This window comes from Pectobacterium aroidearum (genome assembly GCF_015689195.1).
GTDB classification, from domain to species: domain Bacteria; phylum Pseudomonadota; class Gammaproteobacteria; order Enterobacterales; family Enterobacteriaceae; genus Pectobacterium; species Pectobacterium aroidearum.
Map to the genome: position 1 here is coordinate 129944 of NZ_CP065044.1, position 25404 is coordinate 155347.

Below are 25404 nucleotides of genomic sequence, written 5' to 3' on the forward strand. Positions count from 1 at the left end.
AGCGCAGGTTTTAGGCGGTAGGCAGAATACTAAAAACGTCCCCTGTCACATCCTTGGCGCAGGTCCTGTTGATAAATAACAGCGAGGGAAGGATAGCAGGCGAAGTGAAAACCAATAGTATGAAGAAAGGACTGAAAACAGGTCAATCAATTGATTAATATTGAAATAATTTCATTTTTAAGTAAAAAACATAGAGAGAGCGACTCTTTCTCCCACGTTGGTATAGGCCGGGTTCTCAGGTTAAATACTAAGCTGGCAGGAGCATAAATCCCCAGTGAACTGGGGATTTATTAAGAGACTGGTGGGGGGATTATTTTAGCTTCAGGGTGTGGATGATGCCTTCCGCTTCGCTCTGTGCCTGCTGCTGATTGCTGGCCGGCAGCGTGATCTGTAAGGTCAGCAGTTGGTTTTCTACTTTGCCCAACACGACAGAGGAATAAGCCTGTTGCCCGCTGCTGGTGATGATGCTGTCTAGCTGTTGCAGCTTCTTGCCGTCAACGTCGATGGTTTTGTTGGTCACGACCTGGAGGTTGGCGTCACGCGTGCGTTGTTGATCTTCCAGACGCTGCGCCAGCACGGTCAGTTCTTCCGTAGTGTTGTCGCCCAGAATCACGATGACCGCTTTCTGCCCATTGTCATTGGCATAAACGTGCATGTTGTTCGCCTGCGTTCCCACTTTCCCACTCTGGTCACGCATATCGGCTGGCAGAGTAAACGCAATCTTGCCTTCCATTAATTCAATATTCTGACCTGCGCTGGCTTCTGCGGCAGGTTTATCTTGCGCACCCGCTTTTGCGGCGTCATCCGTTTTGCCATCACAGGCAGCAAGCAGGCCGACAAGCAAGCCGACACCGAGGTATTTGATTACATTCGACATGGGATCCCTTTCTCTCGTTTTTGAACAGGTCATCTTTTGAAACAGGTAATAACAGTATGGCACCCTATTCAGATAGCAAAAACAAGCATTTTGTTGTTGCAAACCGTTGTGGGAACCTGCGTTATTTTTACAAAACGATGAGTGACTTAAGAGGAAAGGGCGGCGTAAATAGCCGCCCGATTGGCATTAATGGTGGCTGCTGACGGAATGGTAGTCGGCAGAGCCTTTTTGCTCGCTCAGACGTTTGAGTACCATGTTCAGCATCACGCCGTACATCGGCAGGAAAAATGCCAGGCTGATCAGCAGCTTGAACGCATAGTCCACCATCGCAATTTCGACCCAGTTTGCAGCCATGAAGGCATCAGTGCTGTGGTAAAACGCGATGAAGAAAAAGGCCAGCGTATCGCTGAAGTTACCAAACACGGTCGACACGGCTGGAGCGACCCACCACGCACGATTTTGGCGCAGGCGGTTGAAGACGTGAACATCCAGAATCTGACCCAAAACATAGGCCATGAAGCTGGCGCAGGCGATACGTGCTACGACGATATTTACCTGACTTAACGCTTCGAACGACTGCCACGATCCCTGATAAAACAGGGATGAAACCAGATAGGAAATCACCAGTGCAGGTACCATCACGGTCAAAATAATACGACGCGCCAGCGGTGCACCGAAAATCCGTACCGTCAGGTCAGTAGCCAGAAAAATAAACGGAAAGGTAAACGCGCCCCAGGTGGTATGGAAACCGAAAATCAAGACTGGGAGCTGAACCAGATAATTACTCGATGTAATGATCAGGACATGGAACAACGATAGCCAGATCAGCGCCGTAAGCCGCTGCTGGGGAGTAAAACGATACATAATGTGACCTTTTTGGTTATTGGGGTTAGGGAACCCAAGGAATAACGTGCAGATTTATGCTGCAACGCGGCGGCATAATACGCAATTGTTTCGCTAATGCAATTATTTCGCTACGACCCTGTGTTTTGCCCATAAAAGATGGTTGTTTTATGCGCAAACGTTGTCGTCGCTTGCGTCGAAAAATCCTCCGCGTAAACTAAGGCGGTTTTTTGATTCCTGCACTGAGAACGTTGATGACCGATCCCTTTACCAACCCGGATAAAACCCTTGATGCGCAGGGGCTGCGCTGCCCTGAGCCAGTGATGATGGTGCGTAAGACGGTACGCCAGATGGAAACCGGGCAAACGCTGCTGATTATTGCCGACGATCCGGCCACCACCCGCGATATTCCCGGTTTTTGCGTGTTCATGGAACATGAGCTTCTGGCGCAGGAAACCGAACAGCTTCCCTATCGTTATCTGCTGCGCAAAGGTTAATACTCGTCATACTTCAAGCCGCGGGTGCGCGGCGTTGCACCGCGCACCGTAGACTGCGATTAGTCCTGTTTTCTCAGCAGCCGTAGCGCGTTGGCGGTGACCAGCGCTGTTGCGCCGGAATCCGCCAGCACCGCCAGCCACAGTCCGGTAATGCCCAGAATGCTGGTGACCAGAAAGACCGCTTTCAGCCCCAATGCGATAGTAATGTTCTGACGAATATTACGCTGTGTTGCCCGCGACAGGCTGATCATGGCTGCCAGCCCGGTTAGACGACTGTGCGTGAGTGCCGCATCGGCGGTTTCCAGCGCGACATCCGTACCGCTGCCCATCGCAATGCCGATCGTTGCAGCTTTCATTGCCGGGGCGTCGTTAATACCGTCACCCACCATCGCGACGGGATGCTGCTTGCTTAAATCACTGACTGCCGTGACCTTATCGGCAGGGAGCAGACTGGCGCGGTAATCGATCCCTAGTCTTGCCGCAATCGCTGCTGCTGCGCGGGGATTATCGCCTGTAAGCATCACGCCACGGATCCCCAACTGCTGCAAGGCATCCAGCGCTTCACGCGCATCGTGGCGTAGCGTATCGCTGAGCGCCAGCAAACCCAGCAACCTGTCGTCTTCTTGTACGACTACGACGGTTTTCCCTTCGTTTTCCAGCGCGTCAATCTGTTGCAGCCAATCGGCGTCGAGCAGGTCGGAGGCAACGCGAGTCGGCGCACTGACCTGAATCCGTTTGCCGCCTATCGTGCCTTCAACCCCGACGCCCGCCAGTGCCTTACGGTTTTCCGCCAGCGGCAGGAATGTACTGCTGGATAACGCATGCTGGACGATGGCTTTGGCAAGTGGATGGTGTGAACCGGATTCCACGGCGGCGGTGCGCGTCAGCAGCGCCGTTTCGCTAATGCCTGCTGCGGGTAACACGTCCGTTACCTGCGGCTTTCCTTCCGTTAGCGTCCCTGTCTTGTCAAATGCGATAGTCTTGATACTGCCCAGCGATTCCAGCGCTGCACCGCCTTTAATGAGCGCCCCACGGCGCGTTGCGGCAGCCAGCCCGGACGTAATCGCCGCAGGTGTTGAGATCACCAACGCACACGGACAGCCGATTAACAGCAGCGTCAGACCGCGATAAATCCATTCTTGCCACGGCTGCGCCAGCAGCAACGGCGGCACCAGAATTACCAGCAGTGACAGCAGCATGATGGCCGGCGTGTAATAGCGGCTGAACTTATCGAGGAAGCGTTCTATCGGCGCACGGCGCTCTTCCGCTTCTTCTATCAGTTGCAGAATGCGGTCGATCGCACTGTTGCCCGGCTGTGAAACCACGCGCAACTGCACAACCCGATCGACACACAGGCTGCCAGCAGCAATTTTTTCACCGGGTGTGCGCTCAACGGGCACCGATTCGCCGGTCAGGGCGCTTTCATCAAAGCTGGCATCGCTGTTCAAAAGCTCCGCATCGGCGGGAAGACGTCCGCCGGGCGCGACTTCAATCACATCGCCGGGAACCAGACTGGCGACAGGCACAAGACGCCGTTGCCCGTTGACGATCGCCGTGGCGTCTTCGGGAAGCAGCGCCATCAGTGCCGTTACGCCCCGTCGTGCGCGGTTGGCCGCGTAAGACTCCAGATATTCGCCCAGCATAAACAGCAGCAAAATGACCGTCGCTTCGGTGGTGGCGCCAATCAAGAGTGCCCCGATGGAAGCCACGCTCATCAGCGTTTCAATCGCGAAGGGGGTGCCTGTGCGAATGAGTTGTATCGCTTTTTTCAGGATTGGTATCAATCCGACAATCGTGGTCGCGATAAACGCGATTTGTCCGCCACGCTCGCTGAGCAGGGAAAGCCCCCAGCTTGCAGCAGCCAGCAAAGTGAAAAGAAGTAAGAAACCATATTCGTGCACGAAACGACGCACGGTAGATGTATTCGGGGGAACGACGGGGAGTGCGGTGTCCTGCAAGGTAAAGCCCGCTTGCTGGACGGCATGTTGAACCTGAGGACGAATGTCGGTGTAGGCATCAACAACCAGTTTTTCGGTGGCGAACAGCACTTTGGCTTGTTCAATTCCGGTGAGATTTTTTACTGCATTTTCGATTTTACGGGCGCAGCTGGGACAATCCATCCCGCTGATTTTCCAGCTGAAACGCTGGTTTGATCGGGGCCTGTCGCTGTCTCCGCCGTCGGGGTCGTCTGAATCCGCGCTGCCGCCGCTGTCTGACGAGTGCTGTTCTGTGCCGCAGGCGCTCTGTACTGCGGCGTCAGAGGTGTGTTTGGTTGAACAACAGCTGTGATCGGCGTGGTTCGAATGCTGCGCGTGCTCGTTGCAGCAGCTTTTGGTGCTGTGTGCGGTGCTGCGTGGCGCGTGGTGAACGCCGTTATTGCAGCAGGCTGATTTCTCAGCGCTGTGGTGCTGATGAGAGTGCATGTCTTCCTCCTGGGTTATTAGTGATAGCCATTCTCATCAGGAACTTTACACCGCTGTTCAACGCTTAGCCAGATTTTCGTGAGCGCCGTAAACGTTAGAAATAGAGGGAGCGGACAATCAGGAAATGGCCGCCAAAATAGCCCGCTGCCACAATCGCCTGATGGGCGCGGAACGGAAAACGGTAATGGTGAATCAACCAGGCTGCGTGGGCGATAAACAGCAGTACGGTACCCGTCAGCAGAGAGAAATTCGCGTTTGTTCCCAGCGCAAAATACCGCTCGCCGGCAATCCAGACCATCAGCGTGGTCATGATGATGAATGCGCAGGCGGGCCAGCGCTGTGTGTCCAATCGTCCCCAGATAATGGCGATCAGGATTGCAGCCAGAATGACGAGCGTTAATGCCAGCGGCCAGAAGAAGGTGAGCGCGATTTGTCCGGTAAAGAAGCTAACGGTGTACAACAAATGGGAGAGAAAATAGGCACCAAACGCGTAAAGCAGACGCTGAGTCGGCAGCAGCAACAGGGTATCTGCGACCAGCGTTGCCAGCAACCCCAGCACAATCAGATAGCCCGGCACGCCAAGTAGCGGCGTCTGCCAGGCCAAAGCCAGCAGCAGTAGCATGGTGACTGGTTTGAATAACCAACGTTGCCACGTTGGACCACGGTAGCTGGCGTCCACATACAGCCAACCAGAAAAAAGCACAGCAATAAATGACCAAAGCATAGCGTGTCCTTTTTGTGTTTTTGTTTGTGTCAGGATAAAAATAAGCCGTTCTTTATTCAGTGTAGGGGATTGTGAGGAAGTTAAACAACGCGTCGTGAGACGGATGCGACTTCTGTGAGCTTCATGTTATGTTATCGCCTGTTTTTATTGTAGATGGGCGCCGTGACGTCTCGAAGGGAGCATTGTGTTGAATGAGTAGCGAATCCGCGCTTTATCGTATTCAATTTATAAATAACGGTAAGAATTACCAGCTTTACGTGCGTGAGTTGGTTCAGAGCAGCCTGTTCGGTTTTATTGAAATTGCCGACTTCGTGTTTGATAGCCAGTCGGCGGTGTTGGTTGATCCGTCAACGGAGAAACTGAAAACGGAATTCTCTGGCGTTAGCCGTAGTTTCATCCCGCTACAGGCGATCATTCGTATTGATGCCGTGACGGAAAAAGGTAGCGCCCGCATTTCTGATTTAGGCGATAACGTTACCGCGTTCCCTTATCTTCCCGGCAAGAAACCCTGATGAATGATTTTCCCTGGCTGTTGGCGTTGGCTGTTGGCGCGATTTTGGTGCTAGCGGCGCGACAGTATCGACGTCAACGCCAGAGGGACGCGCAGAATGACGCGGCGCCGCTGCGTATTGTGGCCGCAGAGGTGAAACACAAACGTGAGTTTCCCCGTACTCGTCGGCGCGCGCGCGAGCATCAAATGATGGCCGTAGAGGATATGCGGTATGAGGTCACGTTCAGGCCGATTACCGGTGGTGCGACTATCACGTTGCGCCTTGAGAACGCGGATTATCACCAGCTTGATACTGGAATGCAGGGATCGTTGCAGCTAAAGGGCACGCGCTTTATTCGCTTTGTGCCCCAGCAGAGGTAGGGGTTACGGTTTCGGTGGCTTAGGCTGCTTTTTCTGCCACGCCAGCAGTTCAAACACGCCAAAAAGGAAAATACGTGCCTGAAGTGCCCGGTTTAGCGCAGGGCTGTCCTTTGGCTGGCTGGATTTTAACAGCAGCAGTTGGAAGCCGTGCATCAGGATCATAAACACCATTGCCACGGTCATGAAGATATTCAACGGTTTGGGAAACGGTTGAATCAGGTTAAGCAATAGAAATCCCCACACGCCCAGCATCAATAATCTGCCAAGGTTAATCAAAATCATCTCTTACCCTTACGTTGCTGCGAAGATCACTGACGGATGTACAAACGGTAGGCGACCTGACCTGCAATTTTCTCACGGTGCAGTTGCCAATTTTCTGGGATAGTCAGCTGCGCATTTTCCGCCTCAGTTTCCACGTAAATCCACGCATCGGGTGCTAGCCAGCCCTGTTGTTCCAGCAGCATGAGCGTGTTGTTCAGCAGCTCTTTGCGAAACGGTGGGTCGAGAAACACGACGTCAAACGGCGTACCGGGCTGCGCCAGCCAGCTCAGGGCATCAGTATTGACCACCTCAGCATTTTCCGCCCGAAGCAGCGCCAGATTTTGCGTTAATTGCTGGGCGACTGCACGCTCCATTTCCAATAATGTGGCGTGAGCAGCATAACGAGATAAGGCTTCCAGCCCGAGTGCGCCGCTGCCAGCGAAACAGTCCAGGCAGCGTGCCTGTTGAATGATGGGAGCCAGCCAGTTAAACAGCGTTTCCCGCACGCGGTCGGTGGTGGGACGTAAACCGGGACTATCAGGAACCGGAAGTTTTCTGCCGCGCCATTGACCACCGATGATTCGGATTTGTCCGGCGGCTGACGATGCGTTTTTTTTAGCCATAGCTCACAGGGTTATTGTTGTGCCGCATCATCATGGTGTGGATACGGGCAGGAAATTTCTGGCGCTATTCTAGCGGCGGTTACGTGTAGAGGGAATGTTAAGATGGAGGTTAAGGCGCTTAAGCCAAAATTTTGTGCGGTCTGCGGTCTTCCGGTAACGCGCAGCGTTTGACACACTTCGTTACGGACATTGCCTTTCGTTACGAAGATTGTTGGCCGCACGGAGAATTGTCTGTCATTGCCCTCGCTGGCTGCGTGTTGCTGTCGGCAGGAAAGTGTTAAACTTATTGTTTAAATATGATTTTCATTGATTGATTCGCTGCGGTGAGCAGCGTGGAGCGCGATCGCACATGTCAAAAGAAAAGAAGCGCGGTTTTTTTTCCTGGCTGGGACTAGGGAAACAGGAAGAAAAACAACAAGAGCAGCCGCAAGAGAAACCCGTTGTTCAAGAGAAGATTGTTGTTGAAGAACAATCGCCAGCGGCGGAGTCGGGTGCCGCAGTATCAGTTCACCAGACCGTTGAGCACGCGCCGGAGCAGGTAGAGAAACCGCTGCCGGAAGAGCCTGTCGTTGAAGCGGAAGAACTGACTCAATCAGTCGCTGAGCGTGATGTTACCGCAGCGGCAGACGAATCGGTTGTCGTTGCCCCGGAAGTCAACGTTTCTGAATCCATTACTTCTGAACCTGCTGTTTCTACCCCTGCTATTTCCGAAACTGACGATCGTGACCTGATCGATCGGGATGTTATCGATCGTGATGCTGCCGATCCGATCGTGCAGACCGAGATCGCCGAAAGCGCGACGTTGGTTGAGGCAGAGCCGGATGTCGCGCAGCAGGAAGAGCAAGAATACGAAGAACAAGAACCTACGCAGCCAGATGATGTTCCGGTTGTTGCGCAAGAGCAGGAGCGTCCGACGAAAGAGGGGTTCTTCGCTCGTCTGAAACGCAGTCTGGTAAAAACGCGCCAAAACCTCGGTTCAGGATTTATCGGATTGTTTCGCGGTAAGAAAATCGACGACGATCTGTTTGATGAACTGGAAGAGCAACTGTTGGTTGCGGATGTGGGGGTCGAAACGACCCGTAAAATCATCACCAGCCTGACGGAGCACGCCAGCCGACGCCAGTTGAAAGATGCTGATACGCTTTTTGTGAAGCTGAAAGACGAAATGGCGGAGATTCTTGCTAAGGTGGACGCCCCGCTGAATATCGAAGGCAAAACACCGTATGTCATTCTGATGGTTGGCGTTAATGGCGTGGGTAAAACCACCACCATCGGGAAAATGGCGCGTCAATTCCAGGCACAGGGTAAATCCGTGATGCTGGCGGCGGGTGATACCTTCCGTGCGGCAGCGGTGGAACAGCTTCAGGTCTGGGGACAGCGTAATAACGTGGCAGTGGTCGCGCAGCATACCGGTGCGGATTCAGCATCGGTGATTTTCGATGCGATTCAGGCAGCGAAAGCGCGCGGTGTGGATGTCCTGATCGCGGATACCGCCGGTCGCTTGCAGAACAAAGCGCACCTGATGGAAGAGCTGAAAAAGATTGTGCGCGTGATGAAGAAGCTGGACGAAGACGCGCCGCATGAAGTGATGCTGACGCTGGATGCGAGCACCGGGCAGAACGCGGTGAGTCAGGCCAAACTGTTTAATGAAGCCGTTGGGCTGACGGGAATTACCTTGACCAAGCTGGACGGTACCGCGAAAGGCGGGGTGATTTTCGCCATTGCCGACCAGTTTGCGATTCCTATCCGCTATATTGGGGTAGGGGAAGGCATTGAAGATTTACGGCCATTCAAGGCCGACGATTTTATTGAGGCACTTTTTGCCCGAGAGGATTAAAACGGATGATTCGTTTTGAACAGGTCAGTAAAGCTTACCTCGGTGGGCGTCAGGCATTGCAAGGGGTGGATTTCCATCTGCGCCCCGCGGAAATGGCGTTCCTGACCGGCCATTCCGGCGCAGGGAAAAGTACCCTGCTGAAACTGATTTGTGGCATTGAACGTCCCAGCGCGGGGCAGATTTTGTTTGGCGGTCACAATATCAGCCGCCTGAAAAAACGCGAAGTCCCGTTCCTGCGGCGTCAGATCGGCATGATCTTTCAGGATCACCATCTGCTGATGGAACGTACAGTCTATGACAACGTCGCGATGCCGCTCATTATCGCGGGCGCCAGCAGTGAGGATATCCGTCGTCGGGTATCCGCTGCACTGGACAAGGTTGGCCTGCTGGATAAAGCGAAAAATTACCCTATCCAGCTGTCCGGCGGTGAACAGCAGCGCGTTGGCATTGCGCGCGCGGTGGTGAACAAACCCGCCGTGTTGCTGGCGGATGAACCGACCGGCAACCTGGACGAAGCGTTGTCAGAAGGCATTTTACGCCTGTTTGAAGAGTTCAACCGCGTCGGTGTTACCGTCCTGATGGCGACGCATGACACCGGGCTGATCGCCCGCCGTAATTACCGTGTGCTGACGCTGTCGGATGGCCGCATGGTGGGGGGAAACCACGATGGCGAATAACGTCCGTAATGCGAAAAAGCCTGTTGCAAAATCGAAAGCGTTGCGCGGCGGCTGGCAGGAACAGTGGCGCTATGCTTGGACGAATACGCTGGCTGATATGCTGCGCCAGCCGCTGGCCACTTTCCTGACCGTCATGGTGATCGCCATTTCGCTGGCATTGCCCAGCATTTGCTATCTGGTGTGGAAAAACGTCAGTCAGGCTGCCACACAGTGGTATCCCTCGCCTCAGCTAACGGTCTATCTGGATAAATCACTGGATGACAATGCGGCGCAGGCGGTAGTCACGCAGCTTCAATCTGAAGACGGCGTTGATAAAGTCAATTACCTGTCGCGCAATGAAGCGATGGGCGAGTTCCGCAACTGGTCTGGTTTTGGCGGCGCGCTGGATATGCTGGAAGAGAATCCGTTGCCGGCGGTGGCGATTATCACGCCGAAAATGAGCTTTCAGGATTCCACCACGCTGACGACGCTGCGCGACCGTGTGGCGGCAACGCAGGGTGTGGACGAAGTACGGATGGACGACAGCTGGTTTGCACGGCTGGTAGCGTTAACCAATCTGGTCGGGCAAATTTCTGCGACGATTGGCATCCTGATGATTGTTGCCGTCTTTTTGGTGATCGGCAACAGTGTGCGTCTGAGTATTTTCAGCCGCCGTGAAACCATTAACGTGATGAAGCTGATTGGCGCAACGGACGGGTTTATTCTGCGTCCGTTCCTGAATGGTGGGGCGGCAATGGGCGTAGGCGGCGCGGTGCTATCGCTGATTCTGTCGCAGGCGCTGGTCTGGAAGCTGGATGCGGTGGTGGCGCAGGTGGCTTCCGTTTTTGGTACGACGTTCGCCGTTAAAGGACTGAGCTGGGATGAGTCTCTGCTGCTGCTGTTAATCGCCGGCATGATTGGCTGGCTGGCCGCCTGGTTGGCTACCGTGCAACATTTACGCCGTTTTACACCACAGTAAGCGTTTTCTGGTATAATTATCCCCTGTAATTCAGACCGTATTGCAGGGGAAATCTCCTCAGCGACATCTCTTCTTTGCGCTTCCCGCTGTGTTTTCCCCTTGGTTTTTCGTGCGTTAACGGCTCGTTTTCTCCCTGCTTGATCTCTGGCAGGAGGTGAATAAAATGATAGGAACTTGCGAGCGAAATCACAGTCTGAATAGACAGATTTTAGGATTTGAGTGAATACGCTTTAAAGGTGTCGTGTTTTGCCATTTTCGCGCAAAACGATGCGGCGAAGCAGTGCTAAGATAGTCGACTGCAATATGACGAGTAGAGCAACTGAGAGGGTTGAATGACCAAAGATATGCAAACTTTCACCTTAGTTCCCCAGGGCAGTCTGGAAGGGTATATTCGTGCCGCCAATGCCTATCCGATGCTGACGGCGGAGGAAGAGCGGGCGCTGGCTGAACGGCTGCATTATCAGGGCGATCTGGATGCGGCTAAGCACCTGATTCTGTCACACCTGCGTTTTGTTATTCACGTTGCCCGTAACTATTCCGGCTACGGCCTGCCGCAGGCGGACCTGATTCAGGAAGGGAACATCGGCCTGATGAAGGCGGTACGTCGCTTTAACCCTGAAGTGGGCGTGCGTCTGGTTTCTTTCGCCGTGCACTGGATTAAAGCAGAAATTCATGAATACGTGCTGCGTAACTGGCGTATCGTGAAAGTCGCGACCACCAAAGCACAGCGTAAACTGTTCTTTAACCTGCGGAAGACGAAAACGCGCCTCGGCTGGTTTAACCAGGATGAAGTCGAACTGGTGGCACGTGAACTGGGCGTGACCAGCAAAGACGTGCGCGAGATGGAATCCCGTATGGCGGCGCAGGACATGACGTTCGATCCAACGCCGGAAGAAGATTCGCACGACGGCAAAGCGATGTCGCCGATGCTTTACCTACAGGATAAATCGTCTGACTTTGCCGATGGCATTGAAGAAGATAACTGGGACACGCATGCGGCGGATAAGCTCACTTACGCGCTGGAAGGGCTGGATGAACGTAGCCAGCATATTATCCGAGCCCGTTGGCTGGATGATGACAACAAATCCACCTTGCAGGAATTGGCCGATCAATACGGCGTTTCCGCAGAGCGTGTGCGTCAGTTAGAAAAGAATGCGATGAAAAAACTGCGAGCGGCGATAGAAGCGTAATCGCTCTCATCGTCTCTTTCTGTAGCGACCGGGTAATGCCCGGTCGTTTTGTTTTTGTCTGCTGTCAGGCTGTCGTGTTTGGGCTATGGTTTCTCTGAGTTGATTTCGTCAAGAATCAGCGGCGTTTCTTTTCTGCGAATGTAGCGCCAGCCGCCGGATACCGGTGAGAAGCCACAGGACACCATAAACCGTGCCAGCACTTCCTCTTTGATCGCAGCATGATTCGCCGTTGCCAGCCACCACTCGTTTACTTCAGGGAGTTGACGGCGTGCCTCATCAACTAACAACTGCCCTACGCCCCGCCGCCGGGTAACTTCACGTACCATCATATCGCTCAGTTCCGCATAGTCCCCTGCAATTTCGACCAACATACCGCCGAGTAACCGATCGTTAAAACGCGCGGCAAAGAGGCGTCGAGTCGGTTTTAGTCCTGCTTCTAATAAATCAATGTTTTGATGCGGCCAGATTTTCGCCAGGTCAATTTTGTCCTGAGGGCTGAATTGGGTGAGGCATTCAACGGTGAGTTTCATTTTTATCGGCACTCCATCATATGAGTGAAGAATAATGTAGTTGTTTTGTAGTGGATCAGTTGTGTAATTTGATCGTTATGGTTAATAGGGCAAATGTTTTTCTCATTCTTCGTTTTTCGAGTAATCCATCAACAATTAATGCACAAAGTAGAATATCTGACTATATATAAATTAAATGCTGGATTTTGCATCTAGCGTTTTGTGCTGTTTGCTCCGCTTGTTTCTGACAATGTGAGTTGATTTGCAGCATAAAATTCCTGTTTAATAATATGAAAAATAAAGCCTTATTAGAAACTATTACTAATAATAACCTAAGCCTTTCTTACTTATAAGAAAATAGCGGGTTATGGCAGAAGGCGGTCAGGTTTTCGGCAATATCCATAATGACAGATGGGGTAAAAAGAATGAAATTCAGTAAAGGTAAAGTATTGCTGATGGGTTGTATGGCTGCGGCGTTTAGCCATGCAGTCAGTGCTGCCGATATTAAAGTTGCGGTGGTCGGCGCGATGTCTGGCCCGGTTGCCCAATATGGCGACATGGAATTCATTGGCGCGCGTCAGGCGATTGCTGACATTAACGCAAAAGGCGGCGTAAACGGTAACAAACTGGTTGGCGTGGAATATGATGACGCGTGTGACCCTAAGCAGGCTGTTGCCGTAGCGAACAAGGTCATTAATGACGGTATCCGTTATGTGATTGGCCATCTGTGTTCCTCCTCTACGCAGCCTGCGTCTGATATTTATGAAGAAGAAGGCGTGATCATGATTACGCCTGCGGCAACCAACGCCGACTTGACCACGCGCGGCTACAAAATGGTGCTGCGCACGACGGGTCTGGATTCCGATCAGGGACCAACCGCGGCGAAGTACATCGTTGAAACCATCAAACCGCAGCGTATCGCCGTGGTGCATGACAAACAGCAATATGGTGAAGGTCTGGCCCGCTCTGTTCAGGATAGCCTGAAAAAAGCCGGTGCGAATGTTGTGCTGTTTGAAGGTGTGACGGCGGGTGACAAAGATTTCTCTACGCTGGTTGCGCGCCTGAAGAAAGAGAACGTCGATTTCGTGTATTTCGGCGGATACTACCCAGAAATGGGGCAGATTCTGCGCCAATCGCGTCAGGCTGGCATGACGACCAAGTTCATGGGTCCGGAAGGCGTGGGTAACTCCTCACTGTCCAACATTGCGGGCGATGCGTCTGAAGGGATGCTGGTCACGCTGCCGAAGCGTTACGATCAGGTTCCTGCGAACCAACCGATTGTGGATGCGCTGAAAGCCAAGAAACTGGACCCGACGGGCCCGTTTGTCTGGACGACCTATGCCGCGCTGCAATCGTTGACCACCGCGATGACGCGTACGGGTAGCGACGAGCCAGAAAAACTGGTGGCGGATCTGAAAGCGAAATCCGTGGATACCGTAATGGGGCCATTAAGCTGGGATGCAAAAGGCGACCTGAAAGGGTTTGAATTTGGCGTATTTGAGTGGCACAAAGACGGTACTTCCAGCGCAGTGAAATAATCACCATGCCGGAGGCGGATAACGGATGAATTCGCCGCTATTTGCCTCTTCGGCGCGAGGATCATTCTCCGCCCTCTGAGTGTGTACCAATAATAATCCCTCAATACCGAGCCCCCGTAGCCGCAAGGCGCGGGGGCAGCATTTAAGGTTAAGGTATGTCCGAGCAGTTCCTTTACTTTTTTCAGCAGATGTTCAACGGCCTGACGTTGGGCAGCACCTATGCGCTGATCGCCATTGGCTACACCATGGTTTACGGCATTATCGGCATGATTAACTTCGCACACGGCGAAGTGTATATGATCGGTAGCTATGTCTCCTTTATTGTGATTGCGGCCCTGATGATGATGGGCATCGATGCTGGCTGGCTGCTGATTGGCGCCGCCTTCATTGCCGCCGTGGTCATTTCCAGCGCCTACGGCTGGAGTATCGAACGGGTGGCCTATCGACCTGTTCGAACGTCAAAGCGCCTGATTGCGCTGATTTCTGCCATCGGGATGTCAATTTTCCTGCAAAACTACGTCAGCCTGAATCAGGGCTCGCGTGATGTTGCGCTGCCGAGTCTGGTGACTGGCCAGTGGGTGCTGGGCGAAAGCAATGGCTTTGCCGCAACCATTAGCTCCATGCAGCTGATCATCTGGATTGTTACGTTCCTCGCCATGCTGGCGCTGACGTTGTTTATTCGCTATTCCCGTATGGGACGCGCCTGCCGCGCTTGCGCGGAGGACCTGAAAATGGCGAGCCTGCTGGGTATCAGCACCGATCGCGTCATTTCCCTGACCTTCGTTATCGGCGCGCTGATGGCCGCCGTTGCTGGCGTGCTGTTGGGGCAATTTTACGGCGTTATTAACCCCTATATTGGCTTTATGGCTGGGATGAAAGCCTTCACCGCTGCGGTGCTGGGCGGAATCGGCAGTATTCCTGGCGCGATGATCGGTGGGCTGATTCTGGGCGTAGCCGAAGCGCTGACGTCCGCCTACCTGAGCACGGAATACAAAGATGCGGTGTCGTTTGCCCTACTGATTGTGGTGCTGTTGGTGATGCCTACCGGTATTCTGGGTCGCCCGGAGGTTGAGAAAGTATGAAACAGCTCAACCTGTTTAACGCGCTGGTTTCCGCGTTCATGTTGCTGGTGCTTGCCTCGTTCTTAATGGGCATGCAGTTGGCGTTGGATGGCACCAAATTGGTGGTGCGCGGTGCCGATGAAGTCCGCTGGTATTGGATTGGCGCAGGCTGCGTCGTGGTGTTCTTCTTCCAACTGATCCGCCCGTTCTTCCAGCAAAGCATCAAGAAATTTTCCGCGCCGTCGCTGGTGCTACCGAGTTTTGATGGCAGTACGCCGCGGCAGAAAGTATTGGCAGTGGCATTGATTATCGCCGCTATCGCCTGGCCGTTCCTGGTGTCGCGCGGTACGGTGGATATTGCCACCCTCACGCTGATTTACGTGATGCTGGGTCTGGGGCTGAACGTGGTCGTTGGTCTGTCCGGCCTGTTGGTATTGGGCTACGGTGGGTTTTACGCCATTGGTGCGTACACGTATGCGCTGCTGAATCACTATTATGGATTGGGCTTCTGGGAAAGTCTGCCGCTGGCGGGTATGGCGGCGGCGCTGTCTGGCTTCCTGCTTGGTTTCCCTGTGCTGCGTTTGCGCGGCGACTATCTGGCGATTGTGACGCTTGGGTTCGGCGAAATTGTTCGTATCCTGTTGCTGAATAATACCGAAATTACCGGTGGCCCGAACGGCATCAGCCAGATCCCTAAACCTACTTTCTTTGGTCTGGAATTCAGCCGCAGCGCGCGCGATGGCGGTTGGGATACGTTCCACAATTTCTTTGGCCTGCAATACGACCCTAGCGACCGTATTATCTTCCTGTATCTGGTGGCGTTGCTGTTGGTTGTGTTGACCCTGTTTGTGATTAACCGCCTGCTGCGGATGCCGCTGGGACGCGCCTGGGAAGCGCTGCGCGATGATGAAATCGCCTGCCGTTCTCTGGGGCTGAGCCCCACGCGTATCAAGCTGACCGCGTTTACTATCAGCGCCGCGTTTGCGGGCTTTGCCGGCACACTGTTTGCCGCGCGTCAGGGCTTCGTCAGCCCGGAATCGTTCACGTTCGCTGAGTCTGCCTTTGTGCTGGCCATCGTTGTGTTGGGCGGGATGGGGTCGCAGTTTGCGGTCATTCTCGCGGCAATTCTGCTGGTGGTGTCTCGTGAGCTGATGCGCGATCTGAATGAATACAGCATGCTGCTGCTGGGTGCGTTGATGGTTCTGATGATGATTTGGCGTCCGCAAGGCCTGCTGCCGATGAAGCGTCCTGAAATGAAGTTGAAAGTCGCGAAGAAGGAAGAGCAAGCATGAGCACGCAGCCACTATTATCAGTCAGAGGTCTGATGATGCGTTTTGGCGGCCTGCTGGCGGTCAACAACGTTGAAATGGATATTCATGCGGGCGAAATTGTCTCGCTGATCGGCCCAAACGGGGCCGGTAAAACCACGGTCTTTAACTGCCTGACCGGTTTTTATCGCCCAAGCGGCGGCACCATCATGCTGCGCGATCGTCATCTGGAAGGATTATCCGGACAGGCTATTGCCCGTATGGGCGTAGTGCGCACGTTCCAGCACGTTCGCCTGTTCCGTGAAATGACGGTGATCGAGAACTTGCTGGTCGCACAGCATCAGCACCTGAAAAGCGGCGTGTTTGCCGGGCTGTTGAAAACGCCAGGCTTTCGTCGTGCGGAAGCCGATGCGCAGGAGCGCGCCGCAGTGTGGCTGGAGCGTATCGGCCTGTTGGATTTAGCGAACCGTCAGGCGGGGAATCTGGCTTACGGCCAGCAGCGCCGTCTGGAGATTGCCCGTTGTATGGTGACGAGGCCCGAGCTACTGATGCTGGATGAGCCTGCGGCCGGTCTGAACCCGAAAGAAACGGACGAGTTAAATCAGCTGATTGCGGAACTGCGCGATAGCCATCAGGTATCGGTGCTGTTGATTGAACACGATATGAAGCTGGTCATGGGGATTTCCGACCGGATCTATGTCGTCAATCAGGGCACGCCGCTGGCACAGGGTACTCCAGCTGAAATTCGTAACAACCCGGATGTCATTCGTGCCTATCTGGGTGAAGGATAACGTTTATGCTGTCATTACATCAGGTTTCGGCCCACTACGGAAAGATTCAGGCACTGCATCAGGTTAGCCTGCATATTAATCAGGGCGAGATTGTTACGCTTATCGGTGCAAACGGTGCCGGTAAAACCACGCTGCTGGGCACGCTGTGCGGGGATCCGCGCGCGACAGAAGGCACCATCACGTTTGACGGTAAGGACATCACGAACTGGCAGACCGCGCAGATTATGCGTGAAGCTATCGCGATTGTGCCGGAAGGCCGTCGCGTCTTTTCCCGCATGACGGTAGAAGAAAATCTGGCGATGGGGGGATTTTTTGCCGATCGCGAGCAGTATCAGGAACGCATTGCGCGTGTCTACGATCTGTTTCCGCGCTTGTATGAGCGACGCGCCCAGCGTTCCGGCACGATGTCCGGCGGTGAGCAACAGATGTTGGCGATTGGCCGTGCGTTGATGAGCCAGCCGCGCTTACTGCTGCTGGACGAACCGTCACTGGGGCTGGCGCCGATTATCATCCTGCAAATTTTCGATACGATCCAGCAACTGCGCGAAGAGGGCATGACCATCTTCCTGGTGGAGCAGAACGCCAATCAGGCGCTGAAGCTGGCCGACCGGGGTTATGTACTTGAAAACGGGCATGTCGTGTTGGAAGATACCGGTGCGGCATTGTTAGCTAATGAAGCGGTACGTTCGGCCTATCTGGGCGGATAATTGAAGTTTTGTTGAAAGGTTAAGAAGAGATGGCCATTGAAGGGTTGTTAGCGCACCGTATCGCTCAGTTAAAAAGTTCCGCCATCCGTGAACTGCTGAAACACAGCAAGATGGAAAATATTATCTCGCTGGCTGGCGGGATTCCGTCAGATGCATTGTTTGATTTCGAAGGGTTAAGTCAGGCCACGCACTTAGCGATTACCGAACAGCCGAAAACGGCATTCCAGTATGGCTTGACCGAAGGCAGCGGCGTGTTGCGTGATCGCATTGCCGAGCTGTGTGCCGTGCGCGGCGTAAAAACGCGCGGTGACGATATTGTAGTGACGGCGGGTTCACAGCAGGCGCTGGACTTGATCATGCGCTCGATGGTCGATCCGGGTGACGTGTTCGTCGTTGAACGCCCGACCTATCTGGCGGCGCTGCAAACGCTGGAACTGGCGCAGGCACAGGTGATGTCGGTGTCATCTGACGCCGACGGCATGGTCGTCGACGAGCTGGAAGAGCTGCTGAAGAAACAGCGCATCAAAGGCGTTTATATCGTTCCGAACTTCGGCAACCCGAGCGGCGTGACGCTGAGCTATGAACGTCGCCTGAAATTGATTCAACTGGCAGAGCGCTACGGTTTTGTCATTATCGAAGACGATCCCTATGGCGAGCTGCGCTTCACCGAAGAACGCAACCCGACGCTGTTCCAACTGGCGCAGGAGAAGCTGGGGAGCACGGAATACGTGCTGTACACCTCCACGTTCTCGAAAGTGCTGGCACCGGGGCTGCGTCTCGGCTGGGCGATTCTGCCGGACTGGCTGTTGCACAAAGTGGCGATTATCAAACAGGCCGCTGACCTGCATGCCAGCGCGCTGTCGCAGACCGTCGCGGAATGCTATCTGGGATTAGGACGTCTGGATTCGCAGATCGAGAAAATCCGCCACGCCTATAAGCACAAAGGCGAACTGTTGGCACAGCTGGTCGAGAAGGAACTGGGTGATGTGATCACCTTCAACCAGCCGAAAGGCGGGATGTTCCTGTGGGCGAAGTTCCGTCAGGACGATTTCAACACGACGGAATGGCTGAAGAAGACGCTGGATCAGGGCGTTGTTTTCGTGCCGGGTGAGTTCTTCTTCCCAGACAATATCGATTACTCAACGCTGCGTCTGTCCTTTGCGACGGCGACGGATGAGCAAATGCATGAAGCGGTGGCGCGACTGCGTCGGGCGCTGTAATCGCCGATAACAGGCTATCCGTTAATGTAAAAAACCGCTGATATTTCAGCGGTTTTTCTTTATCAGTGCAGCATTAACAGATGATAGCTTTAAAAGGTTTCCCAGTTTGTGTGACTCGAATTAGCGGCCAGCGCCAGTTTGGGTCTGGGCAGCGTAGCGGCCTGTGGTGCGGCACGCTGTGGCTGGATACCGTCGATTTTGAAAACGCTCATCAATTCAAGTAAGTTTTTGGCCTGCTGGCTCAGGCTATCCGCCGCAGAAGCGGATTCTTCAACCAACGCAGCGTTCTGCTGGGTAACCTGATCGAGCTGATTGACTGCGTCATTCACCTGCGAAACGCCTTGTTCCTGTTCATGGGTGGTCAAGCCTATTTCATTGATGAGATCGGCGACGTGCTGCGACTGTTCGACAATGTCTCTGATCGTGGTGCCCGCCTGATTAACCAGCGCCTCGCCCGCTCCTACTTTTTCGACGCTAACGCTAATCAACTCTTTGATTTCACGTGCCGCAGAGGCGGAACGTTGAGCCAACGAGCGTACTTCCCCTGCAACCACAGCAAACCCGCGCCCCTGTTCTCCGGCACGTGCGGCTTCGACAGCGGCGTTGAGCGCCAGAATGTTGGTCTGAAACGCGATGCTATCGATGACGCCAATGATATCGCCAATTTTATGTGAACTTGCGGTGATTTCTCCCATGGTGCGTACAACATCATCGACAACATCACCGCCTTTTCGTGCTGAAGCGCTGGCTGCGTTGGCAAGCTGTGTTGCCGTGCGCACGGTTTCTGCGTTCTGCTTCACCGTGGTGTTCATCTCTTCCATCGACGCAGCGGTTTCCTGAAGGTTAGCGGCCTGTTCTTCAGTACGTTGACTCAGATCGGTATTACCGATGGCAATCTGGCTGGCACCCGTGGCGATAGACTCACTGCTCTGATGCACTTGCCCGACAATGTTACTCAGGCTTTGGCGCATTTCCTCCATTGCGGCGAGGATGCTAGTAGTGTCTCCGGCACGCCGTTCAATGGCGATGGCAAGATTCCCCTGTGCAACCTGACGAGTCACCTCCAGGGTATAGGCCGGTTCTCCGCCCAACTGGCGTTTGATGCTTCGCGTGATCCACCAGGCAATCACCCCGCCTGATAGCGCGGAACACAGTGCGATAATCATCATTAAAGAACCTGCTTTTATCGCATCATTCTCAGACTGATTGGCAAGGTCAACGGTGAGCTGTTTTTGTATTTCTACCATTTTATCCAGAATGTTGAATATTTCTGTTTGGGTAACGCGAACTTCTGTCATCAACACATTACGGAATGCTTCATTTTGACTGTTCATCGCGAGGTCGATGGATTTTTTCACACTGGCGACATAGGCTGGTCGTGCTTGCATCAGATTGCCAATAAGTGCCTTTGCGTTGCTATCGGCGGCATTTTTATTGAGTATTTCCAGTAACTCGGTATTACGAGCAAGCGTTTTTTGAACGCGCTCATTTTCTTGCTTCATTTGTGCTTCGTCTGTCAGGAGTGCGATATTTCTCATTGAACGCGCGGTGATGTTGACGTTATCTTTAAATTCCTGCATCAATAACAGATTGTTAATACGTGTCTTTGACAGAACCTGAATGTTACCACCCAGCGTTTCTAATTGAACACGACCCAACAGTGCAACTAAAAACCCAATAATAATGATGAGTGTGAAGCCTGTTCCTAATATCTTTCCTAAACTGATATTTCTCATAGCGTTCCTTTATTATTTTTAAACATAGGACACATCAGGTGTCTTTATTTTTTAAAGGGTTAGCGTATAAATATGGCTAACCCCATGAACGTTAGTACTTTCATCATGATACTTATCCACACAGGCTTTGCTGGTGTAGAAATACCCATAACGTTTGGCGATGATTTTCGCATTTTCCACGAGACACAAACGTTACGTTTGTGTAGATATGGAACATCTTTTAAAGAGATCGGCAGGATAAGATCATGATGCCTGAAGTGTAGAGAACAACCAGAAAAGTAATGATAGAATAAACGTAATAAAACCCCCGTTATTCAGATTCAGTAAATGTTAGCTATGTGGCTTATGTTTAAAATCTGAGAAGAGTAAATAATGTTAAAGCATGGCTATCTTTAGGGAATACTTTTGAATTTCTGTGATATTTCTAATGATTAAAGTGAGAAAGTGACAGTTCTTTGTCCTTATATAATGGCATTGTCTGGAGTATTTTACGCTCTGTCATTCCTCTCCCTTGGAAGGGAGAGGAGGATTGTTGCGTGCCTGTAGGCCTGACGCTGTTAAAAGGTCTCCCAATTTTGATTATCTTTACCTGTACCTGCGTTGCCTTTCGTCGTGCTCAGAGACGGTAGTGTGCCGATCGGTCTTTTCAGCGTTGTAGCCACACGTAACGACGATGCGCCTTCAACCGTAAAGACTTTCATGATGTCCACCAGGCGTGCTGCCTGCTCGCTCAGGCTATCGGCGGCAGATGCAGATTGCTCAACGAGCGCGGCGTTCTGCTGGGTGACCTGATCCAGTTGGTTAATGGCATCGTGTATCTGTGATACACCCGATTCCTGTTCTTGCGTAGTGACGCCGATTTCGTTGATTAAATCAGCAACGTGGCGCGCCTGACGAACCAGCTCTTCGATCGTGGTTCCTGCATCGCCCACCAGTACAGAACCTGTTTCAACTTTCTCGACGCTGTGACCGATCAGTTCTTTAATCTCTTTGGCTGCGGTGGCGGAGCGCTGTGCCAGCGAGCGAACTTCGCCAGCCACCACGGCAAAGCCACGGCCCTGTTCGCCGGCTCTGGCTGCTTCAACGGCGGCGTTGAGTGCCAGAATATTGGTCTGGAAAGCGATACCGTCGATAACGCCGATAATGTCGCCGATCTTACGCGAACTGGCGGTGATATCTTCCATCGTACGCACAACGTTATTGACCGCATCGCCGCCTTTTTGCGCTGTGGTGCTGGCGGAATGGGCTAACTCTGTTGCGGTGCGCACGGTCGCCGCATTCTGCTTCACCGTGGTATTCATTTGTTCCATCGAGGCTGCGGTTTCCTGAAGATTTGCAGCCTGTTCTTCCGTGCGCTGGCTCAGATCGGTGTTGCCCATCGCAATCTGCGTCGCGCCGGTGGCGATCGATTCGCTGCTCTGATGCACCTGACCGACCAGATTACTCAGGTTTTGGCGCATATCCTCCATCGCAGCCAGTACGCTGGTGGTATCTCCATCGCGCAGTTCAATCGCAACGGCCAGATTCCCCTGTGCAACCTGACGGGTCACTTCCCGCGTGTAGGCTGGCTCCCCCCCGAGCTGACGTTTAATGGTGCGGGTAATCCACCATGAAATCATTGCACCCAGCACGACAGAAAGCAGGGCGATGATGACCATCAGCGTGCCCGCGTTAGTGGCATTTTTTAAAGACTGGTCGGCGATGTCGACTGTGAGCTTCTCTTGCCAGTTGACCATGTCATTCAGCGCTTTGAAGACGGCTTCCTGTTTTGCCCGCACGTCTGTTAATAACAGATGTTGCGCTTCGCTGTTTTTATTCGCCATGGCTAATGTGATGGCGTTGGTATAGCTACTGCTGTAAGCCGGGCGCACGCGCTCCAGTTCCGCGACCAATTCCTGAGCATGTTTCTCGGCGGCGCTGTCGTGTATTTTGGTAAGTAACGCGTTATTGCGGGAGACCATCTCCTCGATACGCACTTTCTCTTGCTGCATCTGCCGACTGTCTTCCTGCATCGTCAGGTTTCTGATGGCGATGGCATTGGTGTTTATGTTGTCTTTAAACTCCTGCATCATGATGAGGTTGGTAATGCGAACCTGCGACAGCAGCTGGATATTTTCCCCGAGTTTATCTAACTGGATACGGCCAAATATCGCCACCAGAAAACCGATAGCAATCACCAGAGTAAAGCCTGTCCCTAGCATTTTACCCAGGCTGCTATTTTTGATGAGATTCATTGTGTCCCTTATTATATGCTGAAGATGAATATGGTTGGTGTAGGTGTGCTTTAAATGTGAAATAGGCGTTGCGCAAACGTATTTATTTTGCAAATGCCGTCACGTTGCGGTTTGAGCTATGTCAGGTAAATCCTTTCCTTTAATCACTGCCCGTTTCCTTTCGGCTATAAATGTATTTCACGTTACTTTTTCTGGTTATTTTCTTAGCAAAGTAGGGTTGTGTCTGGTGCGATAGAACCTATTCTGATGACAGGGAAATGATGGCGCAGGAGTATAAAGGCGAAGGGAAAATCCGCAATATTTCTATGGGTTAGAGAAAAAATAAACTGATATCGTGCTGTAATGTTAAATTGACAGTCATGTTAATAAACGTTGTGAATTATGATTCTCTGCTTATTTATTCAACCTTAAAGCGGGTTTTATTTTCTATTTATTCTTCTTTTTCGAACGATATGATGATTTTACCATCATATATTTGATGTTTTTATCATCACAGCGTTGTCATTTCTCTTGTTTTTTATTGATTTTATTTTATTGCATTTAATATAAAGTTAATTGCGAGTTTTTCTTTTTTATTAATTGTTTTTCCCTATTGAAAAAACCGCTGATCGCTCAGCGGTTTCGGCATGTTTTGATTAACGGCTAAAAGGTTTCCCAGTTTTGTTTATCGCTTCCCGTGGTGCTTTTAGGGTTGGCGAGTGAAAGCTTTGCGCTGTCAGGCCGTTTTAACTGTGGAGCAAGGCGCTGCGGCGCTCCGCCTTCAACGATGAAGACTTTCATCAGTTCTACCAGATGAGCGGCTTGCTCACTCAGGCTATCGGCCGCAGATGCGGATTGCTCAACGAGCGCGGCGTTCTGCTGCGTGACCTGATCGAGTTGGTTCACCGCCTCATGAATCTGTGAGACGCCGGATTCTTGTTCCTGCGTGGTAATGCCAATTTCGTTAATCAGATCGGCAACGTGGCGCGCCTGACGAACCAGCTCTTCGATTGTTGTGCCCGCATCGCTGACCAGTGCGGAGCCTGTCTCGACTTTCTCGACGCTGTGACCGATCAGCTCTTTAATCTCTTTGGCTGCGGTGGCGGAACGCTGTGCCAGCGAGCGGACTTCGCCAGCTACCACGGCAAAGCCACGACCTTGCTCACCTGCCCGAGCCGCTTCGACCGCGGCGTTGAGCGCCAGAATATTGGTCTGGAAAGCGATGCCGTCAATCACGCTAATGATGTCGTTAATCTTGTGCGAACTGTCGGTAATTTCTTTCATCGTGACAACAATATTCCCGACAGCTTCACCGCCTTTAGCCGCGGTGTTGCTGGCAGCCTGCGCCAGTTGAGCGGCGTTGCGCACGGTATCGGTATTTTGACGCACTGTCTGGCTCATTTCTTCCGTAGACGCTGCGGTTTGCTGTAAGTTGGCTGCCTGCTCCTCTGTGCGCTGGCTGAGGTCAGCACTGCCTGCGGCGATCTGTCTGGCTCCGGTGGCGATAGATTCGCTGCTCTCACGCACCTGTTCAACAATGCTGCTTAAGCTTTTGCGCATGTTATTCATCGCGAACAGCAAACTGGTATTGTCACCTGACGCCAGATCGACCGGTATTGCGAGATTACCTTGTGCGATTTCCTGTGTGACCTGCGTGGCATAGGCGGGTTCACCCCCCAGCTGCTTCTTGATATGGCGGGTAATCAGCCAGGCGATGCATGCGCCGAATAATGAGGCGATGACAGCCAGAATGAGCAGGGAATTGCCATCATAGTAGGACTCTTCAATCGCGTTGGTTGCCGTTTGCGTGGTGTAGTCTCTCTGCAACTGAATCATGGTGTTCAGATTGTTAAAAAGCTTGGTTTGTATGGGTTCAAGCTGGGTTTTAACTAACTCGATAGATTCAGCCTGTCTATTGCTGAGTGACAGCGCGACGGCCTGGCGGCCTACTCTGGCAAATTCAGTGCGGTTTTGCTGTAGCTCGCCCAGAATATTGCGAACCTCGGTTGCCCGTAAATTGGTTTCCAGTTGAGTGACGAGCTGCGTGTTTTTGGCACTCGTGGTTTCAATCAGTTTTTGATTGTCTTCCAGAACCTTTTGCTCGGTAGCGATCAACATACGCAATGTGGCTTTGATCGTGACGTTAAGATTATCTTTCAGTTCTTGTAGCACGATGAGATTGGCAAGGTGGTGTTTGGCCAGCCTGTCCGTAGTATTACCGAGGCCAACCAGGTGCATTCTGCCGAAGATAGCCACTAATAGGCCAATAATAATAACAATGGCAAAGCCTGAACCGACCTGAGTACCCAGTTTCATTTTTTTTGTATGCTGCATGTTATCCTCATGACTTATTTACAATATTTATTGTTATTAAGCAGATTTTCCTTTGCACGATGGAGGCATGTGCTGCTGCGGTTTCTCGATCCCTCTGATGAATAATTAAGCACTTCACTCTAGAGTATCGGCATGACCGGAGAAAACATTGATTTTAATTGCCGCCTTTGCAGCGTGGCGCACGCTGATGAGGAAAAAACAGAAAACGCAGGGTATGGCGGGGTTCGGTGGAGAATGGATGTGAAA

General features: G+C 52.5%; 23 protein-coding genes. 13 read left to right on the top strand and 10 right to left on the bottom strand.

All coding sequences use genetic code 11. The annotated features are described in order from the left end of the window. Positions 1–310: 310 nt before the first annotated feature. Together I2D83_RS00510 and I2D83_RS00515 are read right to left on the bottom strand one after the other, a co-directional pair. Complete coding sequence (locus tag I2D83_RS00510) at positions 311–877, bottom strand: DcrB family lipoprotein (protein ID WP_012772832.1); 567 nt, start codon at positions 875–877, stop codon at positions 311–313. A 186-nt stretch (positions 878–1063) separates the two neighbouring features. Further along, complete coding sequence (locus I2D83_RS00515; RefSeq protein ID WP_181845705.1) at positions 1064–1741, bottom strand: 7-cyano-7-deazaguanine/7-aminomethyl-7-deazaguanine transporter; 678 nt, start codon at positions 1739–1741, stop codon at positions 1064–1066. Between the two features lie 233 nt (positions 1742–1974). On the opposite strand from I2D83_RS00515, the gene tusA reads away from it, so the two are divergent. Continuing rightward, positions 1975–2217 (top strand): sulfurtransferase TusA, encoded by a 243-nt coding sequence (gene tusA, locus I2D83_RS00520; RefSeq protein WP_012772835.1) that lies wholly within the window; start codon positions 1975–1977, stop codon positions 2215–2217. Between the two features lie 59 nt (positions 2218–2276). Here tusA and I2D83_RS00525 read toward each other — a convergent pair whose 3' ends face one another. Together I2D83_RS00525 and I2D83_RS00530 are read right to left on the bottom strand one after the other, a co-directional pair. Continuing rightward, positions 2277–4640, bottom strand: coding sequence for a zinc/cadmium/mercury/lead-transporting ATPase (locus I2D83_RS00525; protein WP_180779109.1), 2364 nt, complete (start codon positions 4638–4640; stop codon positions 2277–2279). Positions 4641–4734: 94 nt separating this feature from the next. Next, complete coding sequence (locus I2D83_RS00530) at positions 4735–5364, bottom strand: lysoplasmalogenase (RefSeq protein ID WP_012772837.1); 630 nt, start codon at positions 5362–5364, stop codon at positions 4735–4737. 191 nt (positions 5365–5555) lie between these two features. Here I2D83_RS00530 and I2D83_RS00535 point away from each other — a divergent pair, with 191 nt between their 5' ends. Both I2D83_RS00535 and I2D83_RS00540 read left to right on the top strand, forming a co-directional pair. Then, positions 5556–5876, top strand: a complete 321-nt coding sequence (locus I2D83_RS00535) for a DUF1820 family protein (protein WP_012772838.1) — start codon at positions 5556–5558, stop codon at positions 5874–5876. Continuing rightward, complete coding sequence (locus tag I2D83_RS00540; protein WP_180779110.1) at positions 5876–6235, top strand: DUF2500 domain-containing protein; 360 nt, start codon at positions 5876–5878, stop codon at positions 6233–6235. Before I2D83_RS00535 ends, I2D83_RS00540 begins: the two co-directional genes overlap by 1 nt. 3 nt (positions 6236–6238) lie before the next feature. Here the strand turns inward: I2D83_RS00540 and I2D83_RS00545 are convergent, their stop codons facing one another. Both I2D83_RS00545 and rsmD read right to left on the bottom strand, forming a co-directional pair. Next, positions 6239–6514, bottom strand: a complete 276-nt coding sequence (locus I2D83_RS00545) for a DUF1145 family protein (protein ID WP_161797826.1) — start codon at positions 6512–6514, stop codon at positions 6239–6241. 29 nt (positions 6515–6543) lie between these two features. Next, on the bottom strand, positions 6544–7119 hold the full coding sequence (gene rsmD, locus I2D83_RS00550) for a 16S rRNA (guanine(966)-N(2))-methyltransferase (RefSeq protein ID WP_205947361.1): 576 nt from the start codon (positions 7117–7119) through the stop codon (positions 6544–6546). A gap of 349 nt (positions 7120–7468) precedes the next feature. Here rsmD and ftsY point away from each other — a divergent pair, with 349 nt between their 5' ends. The 4 genes from ftsY to rpoH all read left to right on the top strand — a co-directional run bounded on the left by ftsY (position 7469) and on the right by rpoH (position 11781). Further along, positions 7469–8956, top strand: coding sequence for a signal recognition particle-docking protein FtsY (ftsY, locus tag I2D83_RS00555; protein ID WP_205947362.1), 1488 nt, complete (start codon positions 7469–7471; stop codon positions 8954–8956). A 5-nt stretch (positions 8957–8961) separates the two neighbouring features. Next, on the top strand, positions 8962–9633 hold the full coding sequence (gene ftsE, locus I2D83_RS00560; RefSeq protein WP_012772843.1) for a cell division ATP-binding protein FtsE: 672 nt from the start codon (positions 8962–8964) through the stop codon (positions 9631–9633). Then, on the top strand, positions 9623–10591 hold the full coding sequence (gene ftsX / locus I2D83_RS00565; protein ID WP_012772844.1) for a permease-like cell division protein FtsX: 969 nt from the start codon (positions 9623–9625) through the stop codon (positions 10589–10591). Before ftsE ends, ftsX begins: the two co-directional genes overlap by 11 nt. 332 nt (positions 10592–10923) lie before the next feature. Beyond that, positions 10924–11781 carry an RNA polymerase sigma factor RpoH gene (gene rpoH, locus I2D83_RS00570; protein WP_012772845.1) on the top strand — a complete coding sequence of 286 codons (858 nt, stop codon included), beginning with the start codon at positions 10924–10926 and terminating at the stop codon, positions 11779–11781. 83 nt (positions 11782–11864) lie between these two features. Here the strand turns inward: rpoH and panM are convergent, their stop codons facing one another. After that, positions 11865–12311 (bottom strand): aspartate 1-decarboxylase autocleavage activator PanM, encoded by a 447-nt coding sequence (panM, locus tag I2D83_RS00575; RefSeq protein ID WP_180779114.1) that lies wholly within the window; start codon positions 12309–12311, stop codon positions 11865–11867. Between the two features lie 404 nt (positions 12312–12715). On the opposite strand from panM, the gene I2D83_RS00580 reads away from it, so the two are divergent. The 6 genes from I2D83_RS00580 to I2D83_RS00605 all read left to right on the top strand — a co-directional run bounded on the left by I2D83_RS00580 (position 12716) and on the right by I2D83_RS00605 (position 18875). Beyond that, positions 12716–13828, top strand: coding sequence for a branched-chain amino acid ABC transporter substrate-binding protein (locus I2D83_RS00580; RefSeq protein WP_012772847.1), 1113 nt, complete (start codon positions 12716–12718; stop codon positions 13826–13828). Between the two features lie 155 nt (positions 13829–13983). Further along, positions 13984–14910, top strand: a complete 927-nt coding sequence (gene livH / locus I2D83_RS00585; RefSeq protein ID WP_012772848.1) for a high-affinity branched-chain amino acid ABC transporter permease LivH — start codon at positions 13984–13986, stop codon at positions 14908–14910. Further along, entirely contained in the window at positions 14907–16181 is a 1275-nt protein-coding gene (locus I2D83_RS00590; protein ID WP_205947363.1) for a high-affinity branched-chain amino acid ABC transporter permease LivM, read from the top strand. The genes livH and I2D83_RS00590 overlap by 4 nt, the downstream gene beginning before the upstream one ends. Beyond that, positions 16178–16948: a high-affinity branched-chain amino acid ABC transporter ATP-binding protein LivG gene (gene livG / locus I2D83_RS00595; protein ID WP_180779116.1), complete on the top strand. Its 771-nt coding sequence runs from the start codon at positions 16178–16180 to the stop codon at positions 16946–16948. Before I2D83_RS00590 ends, livG begins: the two co-directional genes overlap by 4 nt. A 5-nt stretch (positions 16949–16953) precedes the next feature. Continuing rightward, entirely contained in the window at positions 16954–17655 is a 702-nt protein-coding gene (gene livF / locus I2D83_RS00600; RefSeq protein WP_012772851.1) for a high-affinity branched-chain amino acid ABC transporter ATP-binding protein LivF, read from the top strand. Positions 17656–17684: 29 nt separating this feature from the next. Continuing rightward, on the top strand, positions 17685–18875 hold the full coding sequence (locus I2D83_RS00605; protein WP_205947364.1) for an aminotransferase-like domain-containing protein: 1191 nt from the start codon (positions 17685–17687) through the stop codon (positions 18873–18875). 89 nt (positions 18876–18964) lie between these two features. Here I2D83_RS00605 and I2D83_RS00610 read toward each other — a convergent pair whose 3' ends face one another. The 3 genes from I2D83_RS00610 to I2D83_RS00620 all read right to left on the bottom strand — a co-directional run bounded on the left by I2D83_RS00610 (position 18965) and on the right by I2D83_RS00620 (position 25158). After that, positions 18965–20611 (bottom strand): methyl-accepting chemotaxis protein, encoded by a 1647-nt coding sequence (locus I2D83_RS00610; protein WP_181847380.1) that lies wholly within the window; start codon positions 20609–20611, stop codon positions 18965–18967. A 557-nt stretch (positions 20612–21168) separates the two neighbouring features. Further along, a complete protein-coding gene (locus I2D83_RS00615; RefSeq protein WP_205947365.1) occupies positions 21169–22845 on the bottom strand; it encodes a methyl-accepting chemotaxis protein in 1677 nt (558 codons plus the stop codon). A 642-nt stretch (positions 22846–23487) separates the two neighbouring features. Next, the gene (locus I2D83_RS00620; protein WP_181830215.1) at positions 23488–25158 is read right to left on the bottom strand and encodes a methyl-accepting chemotaxis protein; all 1671 of its coding nucleotides are present in this window, start codon (positions 25156–25158) and stop codon (positions 23488–23490) included. Positions 25159–25404: the final 246 nt, after the last annotated feature.

What these genes read in the sequence shown, in the direction of transcription:
- I2D83_RS00510 (WP_012772832.1), bottom strand. Translation starts at nt 877, where the DNA reads ATGTCGAATGTAATCAAATACCTCGGTGTCGGCTTGCTTGTCGGCCTG.
- I2D83_RS00515 (WP_181845705.1), bottom strand. Translation starts at nt 1,741, where the DNA reads ATGTATCGTTTTACTCCCCAGCAGCGGCTTACGGCGCTGATCTGGCTA.
- tusA (WP_012772835.1), top strand. Translation starts at nt 1,975, where the DNA reads ATGACCGATCCCTTTACCAACCCGGATAAAACCCTTGATGCGCAGGGG.
- I2D83_RS00525 (WP_180779109.1), bottom strand. Translation starts at nt 4,640, where the DNA reads ATGCACTCTCATCAGCACCACAGCGCTGAGAAATCAGCCTGCTGCAAT.
- I2D83_RS00530 (WP_012772837.1), bottom strand. Translation starts at nt 5,364, where the DNA reads ATGCTTTGGTCATTTATTGCTGTGCTTTTTTCTGGTTGGCTGTATGTG.
- I2D83_RS00535 (WP_012772838.1), top strand. Translation starts at nt 5,556, where the DNA reads ATGAGTAGCGAATCCGCGCTTTATCGTATTCAATTTATAAATAACGGT.
- I2D83_RS00540 (WP_180779110.1), top strand. Translation starts at nt 5,876, where the DNA reads ATGAATGATTTTCCCTGGCTGTTGGCGTTGGCTGTTGGCGCGATTTTG.
- rsmD (WP_205947361.1), bottom strand. Translation starts at nt 7,119, where the DNA reads ATGGCTAAAAAAAACGCATCGTCAGCCGCCGGACAAATCCGAATCATC.
- ftsY (WP_205947362.1), top strand. Translation starts at nt 7,469, where the DNA reads ATGTCAAAAGAAAAGAAGCGCGGTTTTTTTTCCTGGCTGGGACTAGGG.
- ftsE (WP_012772843.1), top strand. Translation starts at nt 8,962, where the DNA reads ATGATTCGTTTTGAACAGGTCAGTAAAGCTTACCTCGGTGGGCGTCAG.
- ftsX (WP_012772844.1), top strand. Translation starts at nt 9,623, where the DNA reads ATGGCGAATAACGTCCGTAATGCGAAAAAGCCTGTTGCAAAATCGAAA.
- rpoH (WP_012772845.1), top strand. Translation starts at nt 10,924, where the DNA reads ATGACCAAAGATATGCAAACTTTCACCTTAGTTCCCCAGGGCAGTCTG.
- panM (WP_180779114.1), bottom strand. Translation starts at nt 12,311, where the DNA reads ATGAAACTCACCGTTGAATGCCTCACCCAATTCAGCCCTCAGGACAAA.
- I2D83_RS00580 (WP_012772847.1), top strand. Translation starts at nt 12,716, where the DNA reads ATGAAATTCAGTAAAGGTAAAGTATTGCTGATGGGTTGTATGGCTGCG.
- livH (WP_012772848.1), top strand. Translation starts at nt 13,984, where the DNA reads ATGTCCGAGCAGTTCCTTTACTTTTTTCAGCAGATGTTCAACGGCCTG.
- I2D83_RS00590 (WP_205947363.1), top strand. Translation starts at nt 14,907, where the DNA reads ATGAAACAGCTCAACCTGTTTAACGCGCTGGTTTCCGCGTTCATGTTG.
- livG (WP_180779116.1), top strand. Translation starts at nt 16,178, where the DNA reads ATGAGCACGCAGCCACTATTATCAGTCAGAGGTCTGATGATGCGTTTT.
- livF (WP_012772851.1), top strand. Translation starts at nt 16,954, where the DNA reads ATGCTGTCATTACATCAGGTTTCGGCCCACTACGGAAAGATTCAGGCA.
- I2D83_RS00605 (WP_205947364.1), top strand. Translation starts at nt 17,685, where the DNA reads ATGGCCATTGAAGGGTTGTTAGCGCACCGTATCGCTCAGTTAAAAAGT.
- I2D83_RS00610 (WP_181847380.1), bottom strand. Translation starts at nt 20,611, where the DNA reads ATGAGAAATATCAGTTTAGGAAAGATATTAGGAACAGGCTTCACACTC.
- I2D83_RS00615 (WP_205947365.1), bottom strand. Translation starts at nt 22,845, where the DNA reads ATGAATCTCATCAAAAATAGCAGCCTGGGTAAAATGCTAGGGACAGGC.
- I2D83_RS00620 (WP_181830215.1), bottom strand. Translation starts at nt 25,158, where the DNA reads ATGCAGCATACAAAAAAAATGAAACTGGGTACTCAGGTCGGTTCAGGC.